The organism is Thioalkalivibrio sp. ALE22 (assembly GCF_000381445.1).
Lineage (GTDB): Bacteria > Pseudomonadota > Gammaproteobacteria > Ectothiorhodospirales > Ectothiorhodospiraceae > Thioalkalivibrio.
Genome location: NZ_KB906499.1, coordinates 103,795 through 120,443, shown reverse-complemented (window position 1 = coordinate 120,443; position 16,649 = coordinate 103,795). Strand labels below are relative to the sequence as shown.

Below are 16,649 nucleotides of genomic sequence, written 5' to 3'. Positions count from 1 at the left end.
GTTTCCTTTCGTCGGGGTTTATTGCCGGGCCGCCAGCGCCAGGGCACTTTGCAGGGCCACGTTGGCGCCGATCTCGATGTCCTCCCAGTTTGTCCATTCCGCGGCGGAATGGCTACGCCCCTGGAGGCTCGGCACGAAGATCATGCCGGTACGGGTGATCCGGCTCATGCTCTGGGTGTCGTGGGCCGCGCCACTGGGCATAGTGATGTACTCCAGACCCATGCGCTCGGCCTGCGCCTCGATGGTCTGCACAATGCCGGGATCGCAGCGCACCGGGTCGATCTCGGAGAGCACGTCGAATTCGAACATCAGATCACGCCGACGGGCCAGGCTCGACAGGGTGCGACGGGCCGCATGCGCCAGCGCGGTCAGCACCTTTTCGTCGGTATCGCGCACCTCGAAGGAGAAGGTCGCCACCCCGGGCACCGTGTTCGGCGCCCCGGGCGAGAGCTCCACGCGCCCGATGGTGGCACGCGAATTCGGGCTGCCGTGCTCCTCCAGCAGGCGATCGATCTCGCCGCCGAACTCGGCCAGGCCCTGGAAGGCATCGATGCGCATGTCCATCGGCGTGGTGCCGGCATGGTTCGGCTGCCCCTTCAGGCGCACCTCCCACTTGAACAACCCGGTAATCGCCTCGACCACGCCCACGCTCAGGCCGCGCCGGTCGAGTACCGGCCCCTGCTCGATATGCGTCTCGATGAAGGCATGCAGGGTGTGCGGGTCGCGCCGTGCGCTCAGGGCGTCGTCGGCATTCAGGCCCCAGTTGGCCATGGCCTCGACCAGGGTCACGCCCTCGAGATCCCGGGCATGGCTGATACTCTCCGGGGTCAGCTTGCCGGCCATCGCCTGGGAGCCGAACATGCCACCGAAACGACCCTCTTCGTCGGTGAAGTCGATCACCTCCAGCGGGTACTGCAGATCGACCGCGTTCTCCTTGGCCGTGCGCAGCACCTCCAGCCCGATCAGCACGCCCAGCGCCCCGTCCAGCGGGCCGCCCCCGGGCACCGTGTCCAGGTGCGAGCCCATGGCGACCACCGGGCGCTTGCCGTCATAGTCCAGCCGACCATGCAGGTTGGCGGCACCGTCCTGCCAGACGTCCAGGCCGGCGGCCTCCAGGCGACCGCGAAACCACTCCCGGCCCGCACGGTCGCCCTCGCTGAAGGCGCGGCGATGCAGGCCGCGGTCGGCATCGCGGCCGATCTGGCCCAGGTCGTTGATGTCCTGTTGCAGGCGCTGCATGTTGATCTTGAGATCCGTCATGGAACCCTCCGGAAACGGGTCCGTCCCTGCTACGCGAGGGCGGGGCCTCGAGCGTATCGGCAGGACGGACCGGGTGAATCAGTCGCGCGGACGGCCGCGCAAGATGGCCCCGATCAGGACCAGGAAGACGATCGCGCCCACCGCGAAGAAGCCGAAGGCGCGGGTCAGGCTGTGATGCTCCACCGTGACGGTGGTCTGGTCGGCCCAGGCATCCGCATCCGCGGCGCGCAGGCGGAACCGGTACTCGCCATCGGGCAGTCCGCTGATGACGGTGCTGGTATCACCGCCCTGGTAGATCACGCGGGCATCCGCGTGATCCGGCCCCGAGGCCTGCTCCAGCACCACCGCCGCATCCGCCTCCCAGGCGAGGGTGAACCCGCCATCGGTGGCGCGCTCCGGCGGGGCGTCGAATGCCGGCTGGGCGCCCGCCGCAAGCGGCAGGAAGAACAGAATCGGCAGGAGGGAACGAAGGATGCGCATCGGAACCTCCGGACGGGCCCGGGCTCAGGCCTTGCCGTCGAACGGTTGCAGCCCGGCCCGAGGCTCGGTGGTGTTCATCGCCTCGACCAGCAGGTCGAGGTTCTGGTCGAGTTCCTCCAGACACCCCTTCGGCAGCGACTGCAGGGCCCGGTTCAGTTCGCCTTGCGGCGCGGCCGGGGCCTGGTCCAGCAGTTCGAGGCCGGCATCGGTGACATAGAGCCGCACGATGCGCTGGTCCTTTTCCGGACGGCGGCGCTCGATCAGCCCGCGGTGCTCCAGCTTGTCCAGCAGGTTGGAGGTCGTGGAGGCATGCACCGAGAGCCGACGCGACAGGTCGCTGACGTTAAGCCCCGGCGTGCGCTGCAGCTCCCACAGGGCCCACAGCTGCGAGGCGCTGATCCCACAGGCCCGCTCGACCGTGCGCGAGTGCCCCTGCAGCGCGCGGATGATCACCCGCAACTGGCGGATCACCGAACGCGCCAGATCCGGCTCGCCACTCGTGCCGGCGGCGGCACCGGATTCGTTGTCGTGTGCCTGGGGCACGGCCTGGGTGGATGTCATCAAAACTTCCCGCAATTGAATCACTCGTTTAGTTATTTTTGTACAAAAATAGTTCCATTGCAACTTACGCACCGGCTGGCGAAATCCCGCCATGGGCTCTAAACAAGTGGATTGGGGAGCCTGCCCCAGCCAGAAGGCCGCCCCGGTAGGCCGGGCGCCGGTCGGCTGAAGGCCCTCGCGCGAGAAAAGGAACACGGGGCGGGTGTCGTGGTCACACCACAGTGCGCCGGGGCTGCGTATCGTGTTTACAACGCATCGGCCCGCGTGGTCCGCAGACCACCGGTTGCAGCCCGGGACACGCCGTGCACTTCGTGTCCGCCCGGTAAGGCCACTGGCGACACCCGAACCGCCTGACCAGAAGAGGAATCGCAATGAAGAAGACGATGAGCTGGACCCTGGCACCCCTGTCCGGTGCCGTTGCCCTGGCCCTGTTCCTGGGCCCGAATGCCGCCGCCGCCGAATACGACAGCATCCAGGTCGGCAACCTGTCGATCGGCGGCGCCCTGCGCGCCAACTACACCGTAGGTGACTACGAAGGCGACCGACGTGACTGGGACAAGGGCGGCGACTTTCTGCTTGATACCGCACGCATCAATCTCGATTACGAGAACGGCCCCTGGCTCGGCAAGTTCGAGTATCGCTGGTATAACGACGCTGCCAGCTCTTACAACATGCTGCACACCGGCTGGGTTGGTTATCGTTTTGAAAACGAAAGCCAGCTAGAGGTAGGTGTAACCCGTGCACCGTTCGGGCCGGGAGCTTACGGGGTCTCGCAAAGCTGGTTCTTCGACCAGCATTACTACGTCGGTCTTTCCGACAATATGAACCTCGGCGTCAAGTACACGATGCCGATGGGCGACTGGACCTGGGACGTTGCCTACTTCTACTCGGATGCCGGCTCCTACTCTGGCAACAACTCCGATGACAGCGCCCGATACTCTTACGATGTGGTCGACGAGACCGGGACAGGCTTCGAGGAACGAAACCAAGTCAATTTCCGCGGGATCTACAGTATTCCCAACACTGATCACGAGGTCGGTTTCTCGGCCCAGTACGGCGAACTGAAGAGCAATGGCCCGCAAAGCGACGGCGACATGTTCGCTGTCTCGGGCCACGCAGTTAACCGCTTTGGCAACTGGACCCTTGCCAGTCAACTGTCTTACTACAAGTACGACGTAGACGAGCATGATCTTCTAGATGTAGGTGGAGACGTCTTCCGAAGTGACAAACTCGTGCAGTTTGGAGCCTACGACTACTGGAATGAAGTTGCGGCGGAAGCCTGGGTTCCGGCGATCTCGGCCAGCTACTACCACGAGACGCCAAACATCCCTTGGCTGGACTACGTGATCCCGTACGCCGAATATAGCTCGGTAGTGAAGCGCGAAAGTGACTTCAACAACAGCGACCTGTTGGTCCTGGGCGCCGCTTGGGCTCGTGGGAACTGGTACATCTACACCGACCTCGCTTACTCCAACGGCAACGGCTTCGTTGGTGGCGATACGCCTTACGGCGAGCAGCTTGGTGCCAACAGGACCGATGACTGGGAAACCCGTATCAACATCAACTTCGGGTATTACTTCTAGGACCCAAGCACACGACGGCCGCCACTCGGCGGCCCGCTGGCATCACTCGAGCCCGCATCCACGGATGCGGGCTTTTTGCTGTCCGGCACCGAGGCGCTCGGCCGGCTATTCGCGGGCGGGGGATTCCGCCACATCCGGGCGGCCGGGCTGGGGCATGTGGTCGGGATTGGCCCAGCGCATCAGGGCGAAGGCGAGCAGGATGGTGGGGATGCCGATCAGGGCGGAGCTGGCGAAGAACCAGACCCAGCCGATGTGCTCGGCGAGTACGCCGGTGAAGCCGGCGAGGAACTGGCCGGGCAGCGTCATGATGGAGCTGAACAGGGCGTACTGGGTGGCGGTGTAGGCGCTGTTGGTGAGGCTGGAGAGGTAGGCGATGAACACCGAGATCGCCATGCCACCGGAGAGATTGTCGGCCATGATCGCGAACACCAGGCCATAGGTCTCCGGCCCCAGGGTCGCCAGCCAGGAGAAGGTCAGGTTGGTCAGCGGGGCCAGGATCGCCGTCGCGATCAGCATGCGCATGATGCCGAAGCGCACCACCAGCAGGCCGCCGAGGGCCGCGCCGGTCAGGGTCATGGCCAGGCCGAAGGCGGCGGCGATGTTGGCGATCTCGTCCTTGGTGAAGCCGATGTCCAGATAGAACGGATTAGCCATTACGCCCATGAAGATATCGCTGATGCGGAACACGGCGATGAAGGCGATCACCACCAGGGCGATCTTCCCGAAGCGCTGCCAGAATTCGACGAACGGGCAGATCACCGCGCCGATGAACCAGGCCTTCAGGCCGCGCCACCAGCCCGTATCGGAGGTGTTGTTGAGGTAGTGGACCACGCGGTCCTCGAGTCGGGCCGTGGCGGAGTCGCGCCGGGCCACCTCGGGCTCACGGACGATCAGCGTGCAGACGACGCCCACCAGCATCAGGGCGGCCATCGCGCCGTAGGAGAGGCTCCAGCTGCCGATCGCGGCGATATGCAGTGCCCCGGCTCCAGCGGTCAGTAGGGCCACGCGATAGCCGAACACGTAGGCGGCGGCCATCGCGCCCTGGCGCTCCTGGCTGACGGCCTCGATACGGTAGGCATCGATGGCGATGTCCTGGGTCGCGGCGCCGAAGGCCGTGAGTACGGCCCAGACGGCCACCAGCCAGAGCTGCTCCGTCGGGTCGGTCAGGGCGATCCCGGCCAGGCCCAGGATGATTACGGCCTGGGCGAACAGCATCCAGGCACGGCGACGCCCGAACACTCGGGTCAGGACCGGCAGGGCGAGGCGGTCGACCACCGGGGCCCAGAACACCTTGATGCTGTAGGCCATGCCGACCCAGGAGAGGAAGCCGATGGAGGCCAGCTCCACACCAAGGTCGCGCAGCCAGGCTGTGAAGGTGCCGCCGGTCAGCAGCAGCGGCAAGCCCGCGGCAAAGCCGAGGAACAGCATGCCGATGACCCGCGGATGGCGGTAGACCGCCAGGGCCGCGCGCCAGTCGCGGCGCGGGGGCCGTTGCGCTTCGGCGGCGTCGGTCATGCGCGGCACAGGCCCCGGTCAGGGCTGGTAGTCATAGTCGATCCAGAACGGCGCGTGGTCGGAGAAGCGGTCGTCGGTGTGGATGTACGGATCGCGCGCGGTGGCGGCAATGCCCGGGGTGGCGATCTGGTAGTCGATCCGCCAGCCCACGTTCTTCGCCCAGGCCTGTCCGCGGTTGGACCACCAGGTGTACTGCTCGGGGCGCCCGTCCAGCCGGCGGAACACGTCGACCATGCCGATCTCGTCGAACAGGTGGTCCAGCCAGGCCCGCTCCTCCGGCAGGAAGCCGGAGTTCTTGCGGTTGGACTTGTAGTTGGTGAGGTCGATCTCCTTGTGGGCGATGTTCCAGTCGCCGCAGATGACCCATTCACGCCCGTCCTGCATGCGTTCCGCCAGCCAGGGGCGGAAGAACTCGAGGAAGCGCCACTTGGAGTCCTGGCGGTGGTCGCCCGAGGAACCCGAGGGCAGATACAGCGAGAGCACCGACAGGTTGCCGAACCGCATCTCGGCATAGCGGCCCTCGTTGTCGGCCTCCTCGAAGCCGATGCGGGTCACGACTTCGTCCGGCTGGCGTCGGCTGTACAGCGCCACGCCGCTGTAGCCGGGCTTCACGGCGTCGACATAGACGCTGTGGTAGCCGGGTGGATGGAACGGCTCGCCCTGGATCTGATGGATCTGGGCCTTGGTCTCCTGGATGCAGACCACATCGGCCTCGGTGGACGGGAGCCAGTCGAAGAAACCCTTGCGGGCGGCGGCACGGATGCCGTTGGCGTTCATCGAGAGTATGCGCATGGCGGGGAACAATACCCGTGCGCGCGGGCGCGGAAAAGGCCCCGGGACCGCACGGATGCCGGATCCGCAAGCGGGTGTGTCAAAATACGGCGTTTCACGACCGGAGCCGCCCCGATGACCGCCCACGCCTTTCTGGAATACGCCCTGCAACGCGATGTCCTGCGCTTTGGCGAGTTCACACTGAAGTCCGGACGGGTGAGCCCGTACTTCTTCAACGCGGGGCTGTTCAATCGCGGCTCGGACCTGGCGCGGCTGGGCGAGTTCTACGCGCAGGCGATCAGGGATTCCGGTATCGAGTTCGACCTGGTGTTCGGCCCGGCCTACAAGGGCATTCCGCTGGCCGCCGCGGTCACCGAGGCGCTTTATCGCGACCACGGCATGGACCGCCCCTGGGCCTTCAACCGCAAGGAGGCCAAGGACCACGGCGAGGGCGGCAACATCGTCGGCGCCCCGCTGGAGGGTCGGGTGCTGATCGTGGACGACGTGATTACCGCCGGCACCGCGATCCGGGAATCGGTGGACCTGATCCGGGCCGCCGGGGCCACCCCGGTCGGCGTGGCGATCGCTCTGGACCGCGAGGAGCGCGGCCGCGGCGAGCGCTCCGCGATCCAGGAGGTCGAGGCCGATCTGGGCCTGCAGGTGGTGCGCGTCGCCCGGCTGGGCGACCTGGTCCGCATGCTCGAGGAGACCGGCCGCGCGCCGGAACACCTGGAGGCCCTGCGCGCCTACCGCGCCGAGTACGGCGTTTAGGGAGACGCGCACCACCGCTTCAGCGTCCACCTCCGTCATTGCGAGGAGGTGCAGCCGACGAAGCAATCTCCCAGCGCGGTAGAAAGCCGCCGGCCCGCCCCACCCGTCGGTGGCTCCGGCCGGCGGTTACTCGCTTCGCTCGCCCCGCGGCCGTTCAACGCAGCCTTTCCGCTTCGACGGCGGCGGTCCTCACAAGGACGGGTGCGGATGAGCCCGCAGAACGGGCTACAGGAGCTCGGTGTCGTCGTGCGAGTACGCCGGCGAGCAGCTGCACAGGATATGCAGGGGCTCGGCGCCGGTGTTGCGGATGTTATGCGGCGTGCCGGGCGCGATGCAGACCGTGTCACCCACCGTCACCGGGAAGGTCGCCTCACCCAGGCGCATCTCGCCCTGGCCACGGGTGACGTGATAGAGCTCCTCGGTGCGCGCGTGGCGATGCAGGCGCGTGATCGCACCGGGCTCGACCACGGCCTCGGCCAGGCTCTGGGCGGCGTTGCCGTGCACATCGGGGTGCATCAGCTCGCGGATCTCGGAGCCGTCCTTGGTGTCATAGGCCAGGATGTCGGCGTAGCGCGTATGCATCATCGGGCTCACGCGGACTCCGGCACTTCCTCGAGCAGCAGGCTCTGGCCACCCATCGCGGCGGGCTTGGGCACCCCCATCAGTTCCAGCACAGTCGGGGCGACATCGGCCAGGCCGCCGCCGGTGCGCAGGCGCCAGCGCTGGGAGTCGGTGATCATGCACATCACCGGGTAGATGGTGTGCTGGGTATGCGGGGCGCCGGTCACCGGGTCGACGTATTCGTCGCAGTTGCCGTGGTCGGCGGTCACGATCGCGGAGTATTCCAGCTCCCGCGCGGCGTCCAGGACCCGACCGACCTCCTGGTCCAGGGTCTGGACCGCCTGGATCAGCGCCTCGCGCTTGGCGGTGTGTCCGACCATGTCGCCGTTGGCGAAGTTGACCAGAATGAACCCGTAGCGCCCGCTCTGCATCGCCTGGATGGTCTCGTCGGCCACCTCCTTGGCGCTCATCTCCGGCTGCTCGTCGTAGGTATCCACGGACGGCGAGGGGACCATCACCCGCTGCTCGCCTGCGTAGGGTTCTTCCTTGCCGCCGTTGAAGAAGAAGGTCACGTGGGCGTATTTCTCGGTCTCGGCGCAATGGAACTGCGGGATACCGGCGGAGGCGATGGTACTGCCCAGGGTGGTCGACGGGCGCTCCGGGGGGAAGGCAATCGGTGACAGGAAGCGCGGGTCGTACTCGGTCAGGCAGGTTTCCGCCACGGGGTGGAAGTCGCCGCGGTCGAAGCCGTCGAAGTCGTCCATGCCCAGGGCGGCGGTGAGCTGACGCGGGCGGTCGTTGCGGAAGTTGAACAGCACGCAGACCGCGTCCTCGCCCAGCGGGGCGCCGCCGTTGATGATGCGCGGATTGATGAATTCGTCGTCCTCGCCGGCCGCGTAGGCGGCCTCGATGGCCTCGCGGGCGGAACCGGCGGGCTCGCCCTCGGCATAGGCGATGGCACGGAAGGCCTTCTCGGTGCGCTTCCAGCGCTTGTCACGGTCCATTGCGTAATAGCGCCCGCAAACCGTGGCGATGGCGCCGCCGGCGTTGGCCAGTTCTTCCTCCAGCGGGTCGAGGTAGTTCAGCGCCGAGCGCGGGGCGGTGTCGCGGCCGTCGGTGATCATGTGCACCATCGGCCGCGCGCCCTCGCGCTGGCAGATCTCGACCAGGGCGCGCAGATGGCGGATGTGCGAGTGCACGCCTCCATCGGAGACCAGGCCGATCAGGTGCAGGGGCAGGTCGTTGTTGGCGGCCGCCCGGGCGGCGCTGACCAGGGCGTCGTTCTCGTAGAAGCTGCCGTCGGCGATGGAGTCGTCGATGCGCACCAGGTCCTGGTTGATCACGGTCCCCGCGCCCAGCGTCAGGTGCCCCACCTCGGAGTTGCCCATCTGCCCGTCCGGCAGCCCGACCGCGCGGCCACAGGCATCCAGCGTGGTGTGCGTATGGGTCGAGAGATACTCGTCGAGACGCGGGGTGTCGGCCTCGGCGTAGGCATTGTTCAGCTTGGAGGGGTTCACGCCGACTCCGTCCATCACGATCAGCAGGACAGGGCGGCGGGGGGTGGAACGCGGATCGGCCATCGCGGGATCATTACCTGGGTCAATGGGTTACCCGGGTATTTTAGCAACTTCCGATGCTTGGCGGGGCGCCGGGCCGCACAAATCGCGGGCGCCCCGGCCGGTTCAGCGATCGCGCTGCGTGTCATCCGCCTCGGTTGAGGCGTCCCCGGGGTCCGAATCGGCGCCGGGCGGGGTGTCGTCGCCCGCCGTGCCGGAGACCGCCGGTTGCTCTCCAGAGCCGGCGGGCGTGCCCCCGGAATCGCGGGCGGCCCGCTGACGGCGCAGTTCAGCCTGCTCTTCCTCGATGCGGTCCAGCTCGGCATCCATTTCGTCATCGGTCAGCGGGGTGTACCCGGTACGCGCGGCCGCCGTGGCACTTTCGCCCGCCCCGGCGGCGGTCCCGGTCGTCCCGGATGCCGTCGCCGCCGAACTCGCCGCGGCCGTCTTGCGCGATCCGCCGCCGCTGCCGCCACCCCGCGGCTTGCCACCGCCCGGGCCGTCATCATCCGGGCCGTCGTCGTCGCCCGTGTCCGCGTCACCGCCCGCGCCAGCGCGCCGTTCGGCCTTCTTGCGCTCCATGATCCGCGACAGGATCAGGCCGATCTCGAACAGCAGCCACATCGGCAGCGCCAGCAGGGTCTGCGAGATGATATCCGGCGGGGTGAGCACCATCCCCACCAGGAACACCCCGACGATTACGTAGGGGCGCTTCTGCGCCAGCTTGGCCGGGGTGGTCGCCCCCATGGAGACGAGCAGGATGGTCGCCACCGGCACCTCGAAGGCAATGCCGAAGGCGATGAACAGCATGATGACGAACGACAGGTAGCGCGAGATGTCGGTCATCACCGACACGCCCTCGGGGGCGGTGGCGGTGAAGAACGCGAAGATCAGCGGGAACACCACGAAATAGGCGAATGCCATCCCGAGGTAGAACAGCATGGTGGACGAGGCCACCAGCGGCAGCGCCATGCTCTTTTCGTGGGCGTACAGGCCCGGGGCCACGAAGGACCAGACCTGGTACAGCAGGTACGGGATGCTGAGGACCACGGCCAGCAGCAGGGTCAGCTTGAACGGGATCAGGAACGGCGCGGCCACGTCGATCGCGATCATGCTGGTGCCTTCCGGCAGGTGCTGCATCAGCGGGTCGGCCAGCCAGGTGTAGATCGGGTTGGCGAACGGGAACAGGATCAGGAACACCACCAGGATGGCAATGAACATCCTGAGGATGCGGTCCCGCAGCTCGATCAGATGCGTGAGCAGGGTCTCGGTGGCTTCCGGACTCGGCTCGACCCCCGGTTTGGTCTTGCTCATGAGTGCTTGTCAGGGGTCTGGTCGTCGTGAGTGGTGTCGGTCGTCGAGTCCCGTGCCGGGCGCGAGCCCTCGTCCGCGGGATCCGGGGTCCGGCGTTCGCGCACCGCCGGCTTCTTGCGCTCCGGACGCGGCCCGTCGGCCGCCCGTGCCTTCTGCTCGGCGGCCAACGCCGGGTCGTCGGTCATCAGATTGCCGTCCAGATCGCCCTGCGTGGGCACCCGGCGCACCTCGGTCGGTTCGTCGGCTTCGGCGTCGGTATCCGGCGTTTCAGCGTCGCCACCGCGCACCGCCGCGTCGGGGCTGCGCATCGAGGGCTTGTCGCGCACCGCCGGCTTGGCCGGCTTCTTCTCGGCCAGCGCCTTCTGCTCGGAGTCCGAGAGGTGCTTGCCGGTCTTCGGCTGACCCTCGATGTCCTCCCGCAGACCGCGCTCGGTGTCCTCGAACTCCTCGCGCAGGCTGGTCTCGGTCTCGTCCATCATGTTCTTGAGCTGGCGGATCTCGCGATCCTGGCTCTTCAGCATCTTGCGCAGCTCGTCGGTCTGCAGCTCCTGCTCGAAATCCGAGCGCACGCTGTGGACGAAACGCCGGGTCTTGCCCACCCAGCGCCCGATCTCGCGCGCAAGCCCGGGCAGCCGCTCCGGCCCGACGACCAGCAGCGCCACCAGCACGATGATGATGATTTCCCAGAAGCCGATATCGAACATGGACTACCGCCGTTCGAGCCGGGCCACCGCGCCGGGCGCGAGGCTCAGGACTTCTTGTCCGATTGCGAGGCGTCGGAATCCTTTTCGCTGCTCTTTTTGACCTCGGCGTCGACCACGCGACCCTTGTCGTCGGTCTGGTCCTCGACCTCGCGCGTCTCGCCGTCTTCGCCTTCCTTCTTCTCTTCGGCGTCGGGGTCCTTGACCGCCTGGCGGAAGTTCTTCATCGCCGAACCGATATCCCCCCCCATGTTGCGCAGCTTCTTGGTGCCGAACAGCAACACGACGATGAGCAGGATAATGAGGAGCTGCCAAATACTGATACCACCGATACCCATGGATTCTGTCTCCGGTAAAACAACTTTTGGGTAGCCTGAACGGCGCCAGGCCCATAATCAACTGTGCGGCACGCCGGGTCATGTACATGCTCGCGCCCGGATTGCTCTGGCACACGGACCCGACACGGTGACCGCAGTGTAGCCGGGCAACATGAACGAACGCTTTACCGGAGCCAGTCAAAGGCCGCCGGGAGATCATCAGTGATCGGAGCGACGTCCACTCGTTTCGCGCGCGGCCTTCTCCGCGACACCCGACAGGCCGAAACGTCGCGCCAGTTCGTCGAGGACATCGTCCGGGTGCCGGCCGCGCGCCGCGAGCACCACCAGAGCATGAAACCACAGGTCGGCCATTTCCGACACCAGGGCGTCGGTATCATCGTTCTTCGCGGCGATCAGGGTCTCCGCCGATTCCTCGCCCAGTTTCTTCAGCATCTCGTCCAGGCCGCGCGCGTGGAGCTTCGCCACATAGGACTGCTCCGGGTCGGCCTGACGGCGCTGCTCGATGACCTCGGCCAGTGCGGCGAGCACCTCGGCGCCGGCGGGATGGTTGGGCGCGGACTCGGTCATTGCGTGGCCACCTCGGCATCGTTCGGTCGCACCGGCACACCGGCCGCCGCCATCGCGTCCTTGGCCTCGCCCACGGTGTGCTGGCCGAAATGAAAGATACTGGCCGCCAGCACCGCGTCGGCATGGCCCTCGGTCACGCCCTCCACCAGGTGCTGGAGCTCACCGACGCCGCCGGAGGCGATGACCGGGATGCCCACCGCGTCGCTGACCGCGCGGGTCAGGGCCAGATCGAAGCCGATGCGGGTACCGTCGCGGTCCATGCTGGTCAGCAGGATCTCGCCGGCCCCCAGGGCCTCCATGCGCTGCGCCCACTCGACCACGTCCAGCCCGGTCTCGCGGCGCCCTCCGTGGGTAAAGACCTCCCAGCGCGGTGGCTCATTCCCCGTGCTGACCTGCTTGGCGTCGATCGCGACCACGATGCACTGGCTGCCGACCCAGTCGGCGGCCTCGCGCACCAGCTCCGGGCGGTGCACCGCGGCGGTATTGATGGAGACCTTGTCGGCCCCGGCGTTCAGCAGGCGGCGGATGTCCTCGACCGCGCGCACGCCGCCCCCGACCGTCAGCGGGATGAAGACCTCGCGCGCGACCGCCTCGACCACGTGCAGGATGGTCTCGCGGTCGTCGCTGGAGGCGGTGATGTCGAGAAAGGTGATCTCGTCCGCGCCCTGCGCGTTGTAACGCCGGGCAATCTCCACCGGGTCCCCGGCATCGCGGATGCCGACGAAGTTGACGCCCTTGACCACGCGGCCGGCGTCGACATCCAGGCAGGGGATGATGCGCTTGGCGAGCATCTCAGCTCCCGGCGGCCGCGCGGGCCTCCTCCAGGGTGAAGGCGCCCTCGTACAGGGCCCGGCCGACGATCGCGCCGGTAATACCGTCTTCCTCGCGCGCCGCCAGGTTGCGGATGTCGTCCAGTGAACTGATACCGCCGGAGGCGATCACCGGCACGCGCACGTTGCTCGCCAGGCGTGCGGTGGCCTCCACGTTGGGACCCTTCATCATCCCGTCGCGGGCGATGTCGGTGTAGACGAAGGCCACCACGCCGTCGGCCTCGAAGTGCTGGGCCAGGTCGATCACATCGTGGTGCGAGAGCTTGGACCAGCCATCCACCGCGAGCTTGCCGTCCTTGGCGTCCAGCCCGACGATGATGCGGCCGGGAAACTCCAGGCACAGGTCGTTCACGAAGTGCGGGGCGCTGACCGCGCGGGTGCCGATGATCACGAACTCGACCCCGGCATCGAGATAGGCCTGTACCGTGTCCTCGTCGCGTACGCCACCGCCGATCTGGATCGGCAGGTCGGGGAAGGCCTTCGCGATGGCGTGCACCGCCTGGGCATTGCGCGGCTGGCCGGCGAAGGCGCCGTCCAGGTCCACGATGTGCAGGCGTTCGGCCCCGGCGTCCACCCAGCGCTTCGCCATCTCCACCGGGTCCTCGCCGAACACGGTGGAATCGTCCATGTTCCCCTGGCGCAGGCGAACGCACTTGCCTTCCTTCAGATCGATTGCGGGGATGACCAGCATCTTCGACTCCTCACGACGCGCCGGGACCGTCTCCGTCCCAGCGCAGAAAATTGTGCAGCAGGCGCAGCCCGCAGGCAGCGCTCTTCTCCGGGTGGCACTGCATGGTGAACAACGAGCCCCGTGCCAGTGCCGAGGCAAAGGTCTCGCCATAATCGGTGCGCCCGGCCACATCCGCCTCGCGCTCGGGCTGCACCCGGTAGCTGTGGACAAAGTAGAACCAGGGGGTCTCGGGCAGACCGTGCCACAGGGGGTGCTCGCGCGCCGGCAGCACGCGGTTCCACCCCATGTGGGGGATCTTCAGGCGGCGGCCATCCGCACCCTCCATCGCAGGGAAGCGCGCCACCCGGCCCGGCAGGATGCCCAGCAGGTCGACCCCGCCGCTCTCCTCGCTGGTGTCCATCAGGATCTGCTGGCCCAGGCACAGGCCGAGGAAGGGCCGGTCCGCCGCCAGTTCCGGCAGCAGCCGGTCCAGGCCGCGCCCGGCCAGCGCCTGCATGGCATCCCCCGCCGCACCCTGGCCGGGGAACACCAGGCGGTCCGCCTCGCGCAGGGTCTCGGACTCGTCCGTGAGCAGCACACGCTGATCGGCCGCGGCCTCGTGCTCCAGCGCACGCACGACCGAGTGCAGATTGCCCATGCCGTAATCGATGACGGCAACAGTTTCCATGGCCGGGTCTCGTCCCTTGTCCGTTACAGGGTTCCCTTGGTGGACGGCATCATGCCCGCCGAGCGCGGATCCATTTCCGCCGCCACGCGCAGTGCACGTCCGAAGGCCTTGAAGATGGTCTCGGCGACATGGTGGGCATTGTCACCACGCAGACAGTCGATATGCAGGGTCATCCAGCCGTGGTTGACCAGGCCCTGGAAGAACTCGTGGAACAGGTCGACATCGAATTCGCCGATGTGCGAGCGGCGGAAGTCGGCGTGCATCTCCAGCCCCGGGCGCCCGGAAAAGTCGATCACCACGCGCGACAGGGCCTCGTCCAGCGGGACGTAGGCATGGCCGTAGCGGCGGATGCCCTTCTTGTCGCCCAGCGCCTGCGCCAGCGCCTGGCCCAGGGTGATGCCGATGTCCTCCACCGTGTGGTGGGCATCGATATGCAGATCGCCCTCGGCACGCACGTCGAGATCGACCAGGCCGTGGCGGGCAACCTGATCCAGCATGTGATCGAGGAACGGGATGCCTGTCTCGAGGCGGCTCTGCCCGGTGCCGTCGAGGTTCAGCTCGATGGCGATGCGGGTCTCCAGGGTGTCGCGGCGGACGGATGCGGTGCGTTCAGTCATGTTCCGGTTCAGGCACGATAAAACGCCAGTGTAGCAAGGCTGGCCCGCGCCCGGTATGACTGCGGGACTTATCCGCGCGACCCCAGCTTCGGGCCGACCAGCAAGGCCTCGGGGACAGCCTCCTGGATGGCGCAGGGCAGTTCGCTGCAGATCCCCGGCCGCGCGCTCAGCGAGACCCACAGCGTGTTCAGCTTCAGGTTCAGCTCGACGAACGCGATATCGGCCCCGTAGCCATGGAGGACCCGCTCGATGGCCAGCGCCCGGGCGTGGATCTCGGCGCGCGGGCGCTGGCGCAGACCGGGGATCAGCATCATGAAGTCCGCCAGCCGACGGCCTTCGGCGTCGCGCCGCGGCAGGCGCTGCCACAGGGGCTGGTGGGGTTCGAGGAGCAGGGCCGGGCGCAGCGCGGGTTCAGCATCCGGGTTTCGCGGCGGGGAATGGGGTGGCATGGCTCGTCGCTCGGCATGGGCCTGTCTGGAGTGTAGGCCAGAAAGGCCGGGGTGCGACGGGCCGAACCCGGGCACAAAAAAAGCCGGGGCAAGCCCCGGCTTTGATTCAAGAGCATGAATGCTCCTGATTACCGCACTTCGACCTCGGTCGAGTCGGATTCACCCTGGTTGTCCGTCCAGGAGATGGACACAGTGTCGCCAGAGGCGCCGTCGATCTCGGTCTGCAGGAACGGGTTGCGGGAGACGGTGTAGTTCCAGTTGGCGGTGACGACGGTGGTGCCGTTACGCGCAATTTCCACAGTCTCGATGAAGTGCGGGCCACCGTCATCGTCGGGGACCAGCATGTCGTGGCTCATCAGCGCACGGATATTGATAACGCCGTTGCTTTCCTGGGCGCGAACTCGAATAGACATATCTTAAACCTCCAGTAGTGTTCGGATCAGCGGTTCGGGGTCGGCGTTAGCCGCCGCAGCCACCAACCGTGACCTTCACTTCTTGAACCGTCTTGTACCAGGTGTCGCCGGACTTCACGGCGGCGACCACGTTGGAGGACTCGCCCATGCGGATACGGCCGGAGACGTTCGCATGCGCGCCATCACCCAGGACGTAGTGGGCGGTCAGCGGCTGGTTGTTCAGCTCGACGAACACGGCCATTTCGGTCACGTTGTCCAGGCTGGACTCGATGGACACCGGGACCACGGCGCCATTCTCGGCGATTTCCGGGGCGCTCAGGGTGACGTCACCGTCAGCGATGTCGCTGGAACCGGTCACCGCTTCAAAGGCGGCTTCCAGACCTTCGGCGGCGAAGGCTTCGGACGGCCAGGCGGCAAGCAGCTTGCTCGGGGCGAGCAGACCGGCCCCGACGGCGACACCGACAGTACCGGCGGCGAGAGTGCCTTTCAGGAAGACACGGCGCTTGGTGCTAATCATGGATGATCTCCTCTCATCTTGTGGGTCAGTTCCGGATAATCCGGGACGTCTTCGCGGTGAACCGCTGTGACGCCTGTTGCTTTGGACGGCGACCTGCAGGGGTCTATTCCCTGCGGACCGGAATCCGCCCCCTGACCAGCTTCAGTGGTCTTTTTGCTGGTCTCGCAGATGCATCGTCCCAAACCTCGCTGAATCATTGATGAACGAATCATCGCGATTCGAAATCGGGTGAATTTCATCGGGATGCAACGGCCTGTCAGGGGCCCTGGCACCTGAAGCCAGCGGCGTATCAATGGCACACTATCGCCTTTCCATGCAACGTAGACCCCGGACCCGACCATGTTTTCCTGCAAGGCCCAATGGCTGTTGATCGCCGTGATCGTCGTACTCGGCACGATGCAGATGCTCGCCTCCTGCGGCCAGAAGGGCGATCTCTACCTGCCCGATGACGAGGAAGCCGAGGAGCACAACCCGCAATGATCCCGCT

At 66.7% G+C, this 16,649-nt stretch carries 21 protein-coding genes; 3 read left to right on the top strand and 18 right to left on the bottom strand.

Annotated elements, in window-relative coordinates:
* Positions 1-18: 18 nt before the first annotated feature.
* From F793_RS0100630 to F793_RS0100620, 3 genes are all read right to left on the bottom strand, one after another.
* Positions 19-1,260 (bottom strand): Zn-dependent hydrolase, encoded by a 1,242-nt coding sequence (locus F793_RS0100630; RefSeq protein WP_018867657.1) that lies wholly within the window; start codon positions 1,258-1,260, stop codon positions 19-21.
* Between the two features lie 78 nt (positions 1,261-1,338).
* The gene (locus F793_RS0100625) at positions 1,339-1,740 is read right to left on the bottom strand and encodes a hypothetical protein (RefSeq protein ID WP_018867656.1); all 402 of its coding nucleotides are present in this window, start codon (positions 1,738-1,740) and stop codon (positions 1,339-1,341) included.
* A 24-nt stretch (positions 1,741-1,764) separates the two neighbouring features.
* On the bottom strand, positions 1,765-2,301 hold the full coding sequence (locus F793_RS0100620; protein ID WP_018867655.1) for a MarR family winged helix-turn-helix transcriptional regulator: 537 nt from the start codon (positions 2,299-2,301) through the stop codon (positions 1,765-1,767).
* Between the two features lie 371 nt (positions 2,302-2,672).
* On the opposite strand from F793_RS0100620, the gene F793_RS0100615 reads away from it, so the two are divergent.
* Positions 2,673-3,884 carry a hypothetical protein gene (locus tag F793_RS0100615; protein ID WP_018878263.1) on the top strand — a complete coding sequence of 404 codons (1,212 nt, stop codon included), beginning with the start codon at positions 2,673-2,675 and terminating at the stop codon, positions 3,882-3,884.
* A 105-nt stretch (positions 3,885-3,989) separates the two neighbouring features.
* Here F793_RS0100615 and F793_RS0100610 read toward each other — a convergent pair whose 3' ends face one another.
* Both F793_RS0100610 and F793_RS0100605 read right to left on the bottom strand, forming a co-directional pair.
* Positions 3,990-5,399, bottom strand: a complete 1,410-nt coding sequence (locus tag F793_RS0100610) for an AmpG family muropeptide MFS transporter (protein ID WP_038037015.1) — start codon at positions 5,397-5,399, stop codon at positions 3,990-3,992.
* Between the two features lie 18 nt (positions 5,400-5,417).
* Entirely contained in the window at positions 5,418-6,191 is a 774-nt protein-coding gene (locus F793_RS0100605; RefSeq protein ID WP_255349399.1) for an exodeoxyribonuclease III, read from the bottom strand.
* Between the two features lie 114 nt (positions 6,192-6,305).
* Here F793_RS0100605 and pyrE point away from each other — a divergent pair, with 114 nt between their 5' ends.
* Complete coding sequence (gene pyrE, locus F793_RS0100600) at positions 6,306-6,941, top strand: orotate phosphoribosyltransferase (protein WP_018879245.1); 636 nt, start codon at positions 6,306-6,308, stop codon at positions 6,939-6,941.
* A gap of 225 nt (positions 6,942-7,166) precedes the next feature.
* On the opposite strand, the gene F793_RS0100595 is transcribed toward pyrE, so the two are convergent.
* The 13 genes from F793_RS0100595 to soxY all read right to left on the bottom strand — a co-directional run bounded on the left by F793_RS0100595 (position 7,167) and on the right by soxY (position 16,162).
* Positions 7,167-7,523: a cupin domain-containing protein gene (locus tag F793_RS0100595; RefSeq protein ID WP_026280833.1), complete on the bottom strand. Its 357-nt coding sequence runs from the start codon at positions 7,521-7,523 to the stop codon at positions 7,167-7,169.
* A gap of 8 nt (positions 7,524-7,531) precedes the next feature.
* Positions 7,532-9,082 carry a 2,3-bisphosphoglycerate-independent phosphoglycerate mutase gene (gene gpmI / locus F793_RS0100590; protein ID WP_018881961.1) on the bottom strand — a complete coding sequence of 517 codons (1,551 nt, stop codon included), beginning with the start codon at positions 9,080-9,082 and terminating at the stop codon, positions 7,532-7,534.
* A gap of 102 nt (positions 9,083-9,184) precedes the next feature.
* Positions 9,185-10,372 carry a twin-arginine translocase subunit TatC gene (gene tatC / locus F793_RS0100585; RefSeq protein ID WP_018881962.1) on the bottom strand — a complete coding sequence of 396 codons (1,188 nt, stop codon included), beginning with the start codon at positions 10,370-10,372 and terminating at the stop codon, positions 9,185-9,187.
* On the bottom strand, positions 10,369-11,076 hold the full coding sequence (gene tatB / locus F793_RS0100580) for a Sec-independent protein translocase protein TatB (protein ID WP_018876771.1): 708 nt from the start codon (positions 11,074-11,076) through the stop codon (positions 10,369-10,371). The genes tatC and tatB overlap by 4 nt, the downstream gene beginning before the upstream one ends.
* 44 nt (positions 11,077-11,120) lie before the next feature.
* Positions 11,121-11,411 carry a twin-arginine translocase TatA/TatE family subunit gene (gene tatA / locus F793_RS0100575; RefSeq protein ID WP_018867646.1) on the bottom strand — a complete coding sequence of 97 codons (291 nt, stop codon included), beginning with the start codon at positions 11,409-11,411 and terminating at the stop codon, positions 11,121-11,123.
* A gap of 198 nt (positions 11,412-11,609) precedes the next feature.
* Positions 11,610-11,978, bottom strand: coding sequence for a phosphoribosyl-ATP diphosphatase (locus F793_RS0100570; protein WP_018878256.1), 369 nt, complete (start codon positions 11,976-11,978; stop codon positions 11,610-11,612).
* Entirely contained in the window at positions 11,975-12,769 is a 795-nt protein-coding gene (hisF, locus tag F793_RS0100565; protein ID WP_018876773.1) for an imidazole glycerol phosphate synthase subunit HisF, read from the bottom strand. Before hisF ends, F793_RS0100570 begins: the two co-directional genes overlap by 4 nt.
* A gap of 1 nt (position 12,770) precedes the next feature.
* A complete protein-coding gene (hisA, locus tag F793_RS0100560) occupies positions 12,771-13,499 on the bottom strand; it encodes a 1-(5-phosphoribosyl)-5-[(5-phosphoribosylamino)methylideneamino]imidazole-4-carboxamide isomerase (protein ID WP_018867643.1) in 729 nt (242 codons plus the stop codon).
* 10 nt (positions 13,500-13,509) lie between these two features.
* The gene (gene hisH, locus F793_RS0100555) at positions 13,510-14,166 is read right to left on the bottom strand and encodes an imidazole glycerol phosphate synthase subunit HisH (RefSeq protein WP_018880955.1); all 657 of its coding nucleotides are present in this window, start codon (positions 14,164-14,166) and stop codon (positions 13,510-13,512) included.
* A 23-nt stretch (positions 14,167-14,189) separates the two neighbouring features.
* Positions 14,190-14,783, bottom strand: coding sequence for an imidazoleglycerol-phosphate dehydratase HisB (gene hisB, locus F793_RS0100550; protein ID WP_018881963.1), 594 nt, complete (start codon positions 14,781-14,783; stop codon positions 14,190-14,192).
* A gap of 68 nt (positions 14,784-14,851) precedes the next feature.
* Positions 14,852-15,232 carry a hypothetical protein gene (locus F793_RS0100545; protein ID WP_018867640.1) on the bottom strand — a complete coding sequence of 127 codons (381 nt, stop codon included), beginning with the start codon at positions 15,230-15,232 and terminating at the stop codon, positions 14,852-14,854.
* Positions 15,233-15,360: 128 nt separating this feature from the next.
* Entirely contained in the window at positions 15,361-15,645 is a 285-nt protein-coding gene (soxZ, locus tag F793_RS13300) for a thiosulfate oxidation carrier complex protein SoxZ (protein WP_038032872.1), read from the bottom strand.
* A 46-nt stretch (positions 15,646-15,691) separates the two neighbouring features.
* Positions 15,692-16,162, bottom strand: a complete 471-nt coding sequence (soxY, locus tag F793_RS0100535; protein ID WP_018867638.1) for a thiosulfate oxidation carrier protein SoxY — start codon at positions 16,160-16,162, stop codon at positions 15,692-15,694.
* Between the two features lie 339 nt (positions 16,163-16,501).
* Between soxY and F793_RS13440 the strand changes: the two genes are divergently transcribed.
* Complete coding sequence (locus F793_RS13440) at positions 16,502-16,642, top strand: lipoprotein (RefSeq protein WP_018867637.1); 141 nt, start codon at positions 16,502-16,504, stop codon at positions 16,640-16,642.
* Positions 16,643-16,649 lie beyond the last annotated feature (7 nt).

Bases quoted from the DNA above. Each gene is read 5' to 3' on its own strand.
- F793_RS0100630 (WP_018867657.1), bottom strand. From the start codon at position 1,260: ATGACGGATCTCAAGATCAACATGCAGCGCCTGCAACAGGACATCAAC.
- F793_RS0100625 (WP_018867656.1), bottom strand. From the start codon at position 1,740: ATGCGCATCCTTCGTTCCCTCCTGCCGATTCTGTTCTTCCTGCCGCTT.
- F793_RS0100620 (WP_018867655.1), bottom strand. From the start codon at position 2,301: ATGACATCCACCCAGGCCGTGCCCCAGGCACACGACAACGAATCCGGT.
- F793_RS0100615 (WP_018878263.1), top strand. From the start codon at position 2,673: ATGAAGAAGACGATGAGCTGGACCCTGGCACCCCTGTCCGGTGCCGTT.
- F793_RS0100610 (WP_038037015.1), bottom strand. From the start codon at position 5,399: ATGACCGACGCCGCCGAAGCGCAACGGCCCCCGCGCCGCGACTGGCGC.
- F793_RS0100605 (WP_255349399.1), bottom strand. From the start codon at position 6,191: ATGCGCATACTCTCGATGAACGCCAACGGCATCCGTGCCGCCGCCCGC.
- pyrE (WP_018879245.1), top strand. From the start codon at position 6,306: ATGACCGCCCACGCCTTTCTGGAATACGCCCTGCAACGCGATGTCCTG.
- F793_RS0100595 (WP_026280833.1), bottom strand. From the start codon at position 7,523: ATGCATACGCGCTACGCCGACATCCTGGCCTATGACACCAAGGACGGC.
- gpmI (WP_018881961.1), bottom strand. From the start codon at position 9,082: ATGGCCGATCCGCGTTCCACCCCCCGCCGCCCTGTCCTGCTGATCGTG.
- tatC (WP_018881962.1), bottom strand. From the start codon at position 10,372: ATGAGCAAGACCAAACCGGGGGTCGAGCCGAGTCCGGAAGCCACCGAG.
- tatB (WP_018876771.1), bottom strand. From the start codon at position 11,076: ATGTTCGATATCGGCTTCTGGGAAATCATCATCATCGTGCTGGTGGCG.
- tatA (WP_018867646.1), bottom strand. From the start codon at position 11,411: ATGGGTATCGGTGGTATCAGTATTTGGCAGCTCCTCATTATCCTGCTC.
- F793_RS0100570 (WP_018878256.1), bottom strand. From the start codon at position 11,978: ATGACCGAGTCCGCGCCCAACCATCCCGCCGGCGCCGAGGTGCTCGCC.
- hisF (WP_018876773.1), bottom strand. From the start codon at position 12,769: ATGCTCGCCAAGCGCATCATCCCCTGCCTGGATGTCGACGCCGGCCGC.
- hisA (WP_018867643.1), bottom strand. From the start codon at position 13,499: ATGCTGGTCATCCCCGCAATCGATCTGAAGGAAGGCAAGTGCGTTCGC.
- hisH (WP_018880955.1), bottom strand. From the start codon at position 14,166: ATGGAAACTGTTGCCGTCATCGATTACGGCATGGGCAATCTGCACTCG.
- hisB (WP_018881963.1), bottom strand. From the start codon at position 14,783: ATGACTGAACGCACCGCATCCGTCCGCCGCGACACCCTGGAGACCCGC.
- F793_RS0100545 (WP_018867640.1), bottom strand. From the start codon at position 15,232: ATGCCACCCCATTCCCCGCCGCGAAACCCGGATGCTGAACCCGCGCTG.
- soxZ (WP_038032872.1), bottom strand. From the start codon at position 15,645: ATGTCTATTCGAGTTCGCGCCCAGGAAAGCAACGGCGTTATCAATATC.
- soxY (WP_018867638.1), bottom strand. From the start codon at position 16,162: ATGATTAGCACCAAGCGCCGTGTCTTCCTGAAAGGCACTCTCGCCGCC.
- F793_RS13440 (WP_018867637.1), top strand. From the start codon at position 16,502: ATGTTTTCCTGCAAGGCCCAATGGCTGTTGATCGCCGTGATCGTCGTA.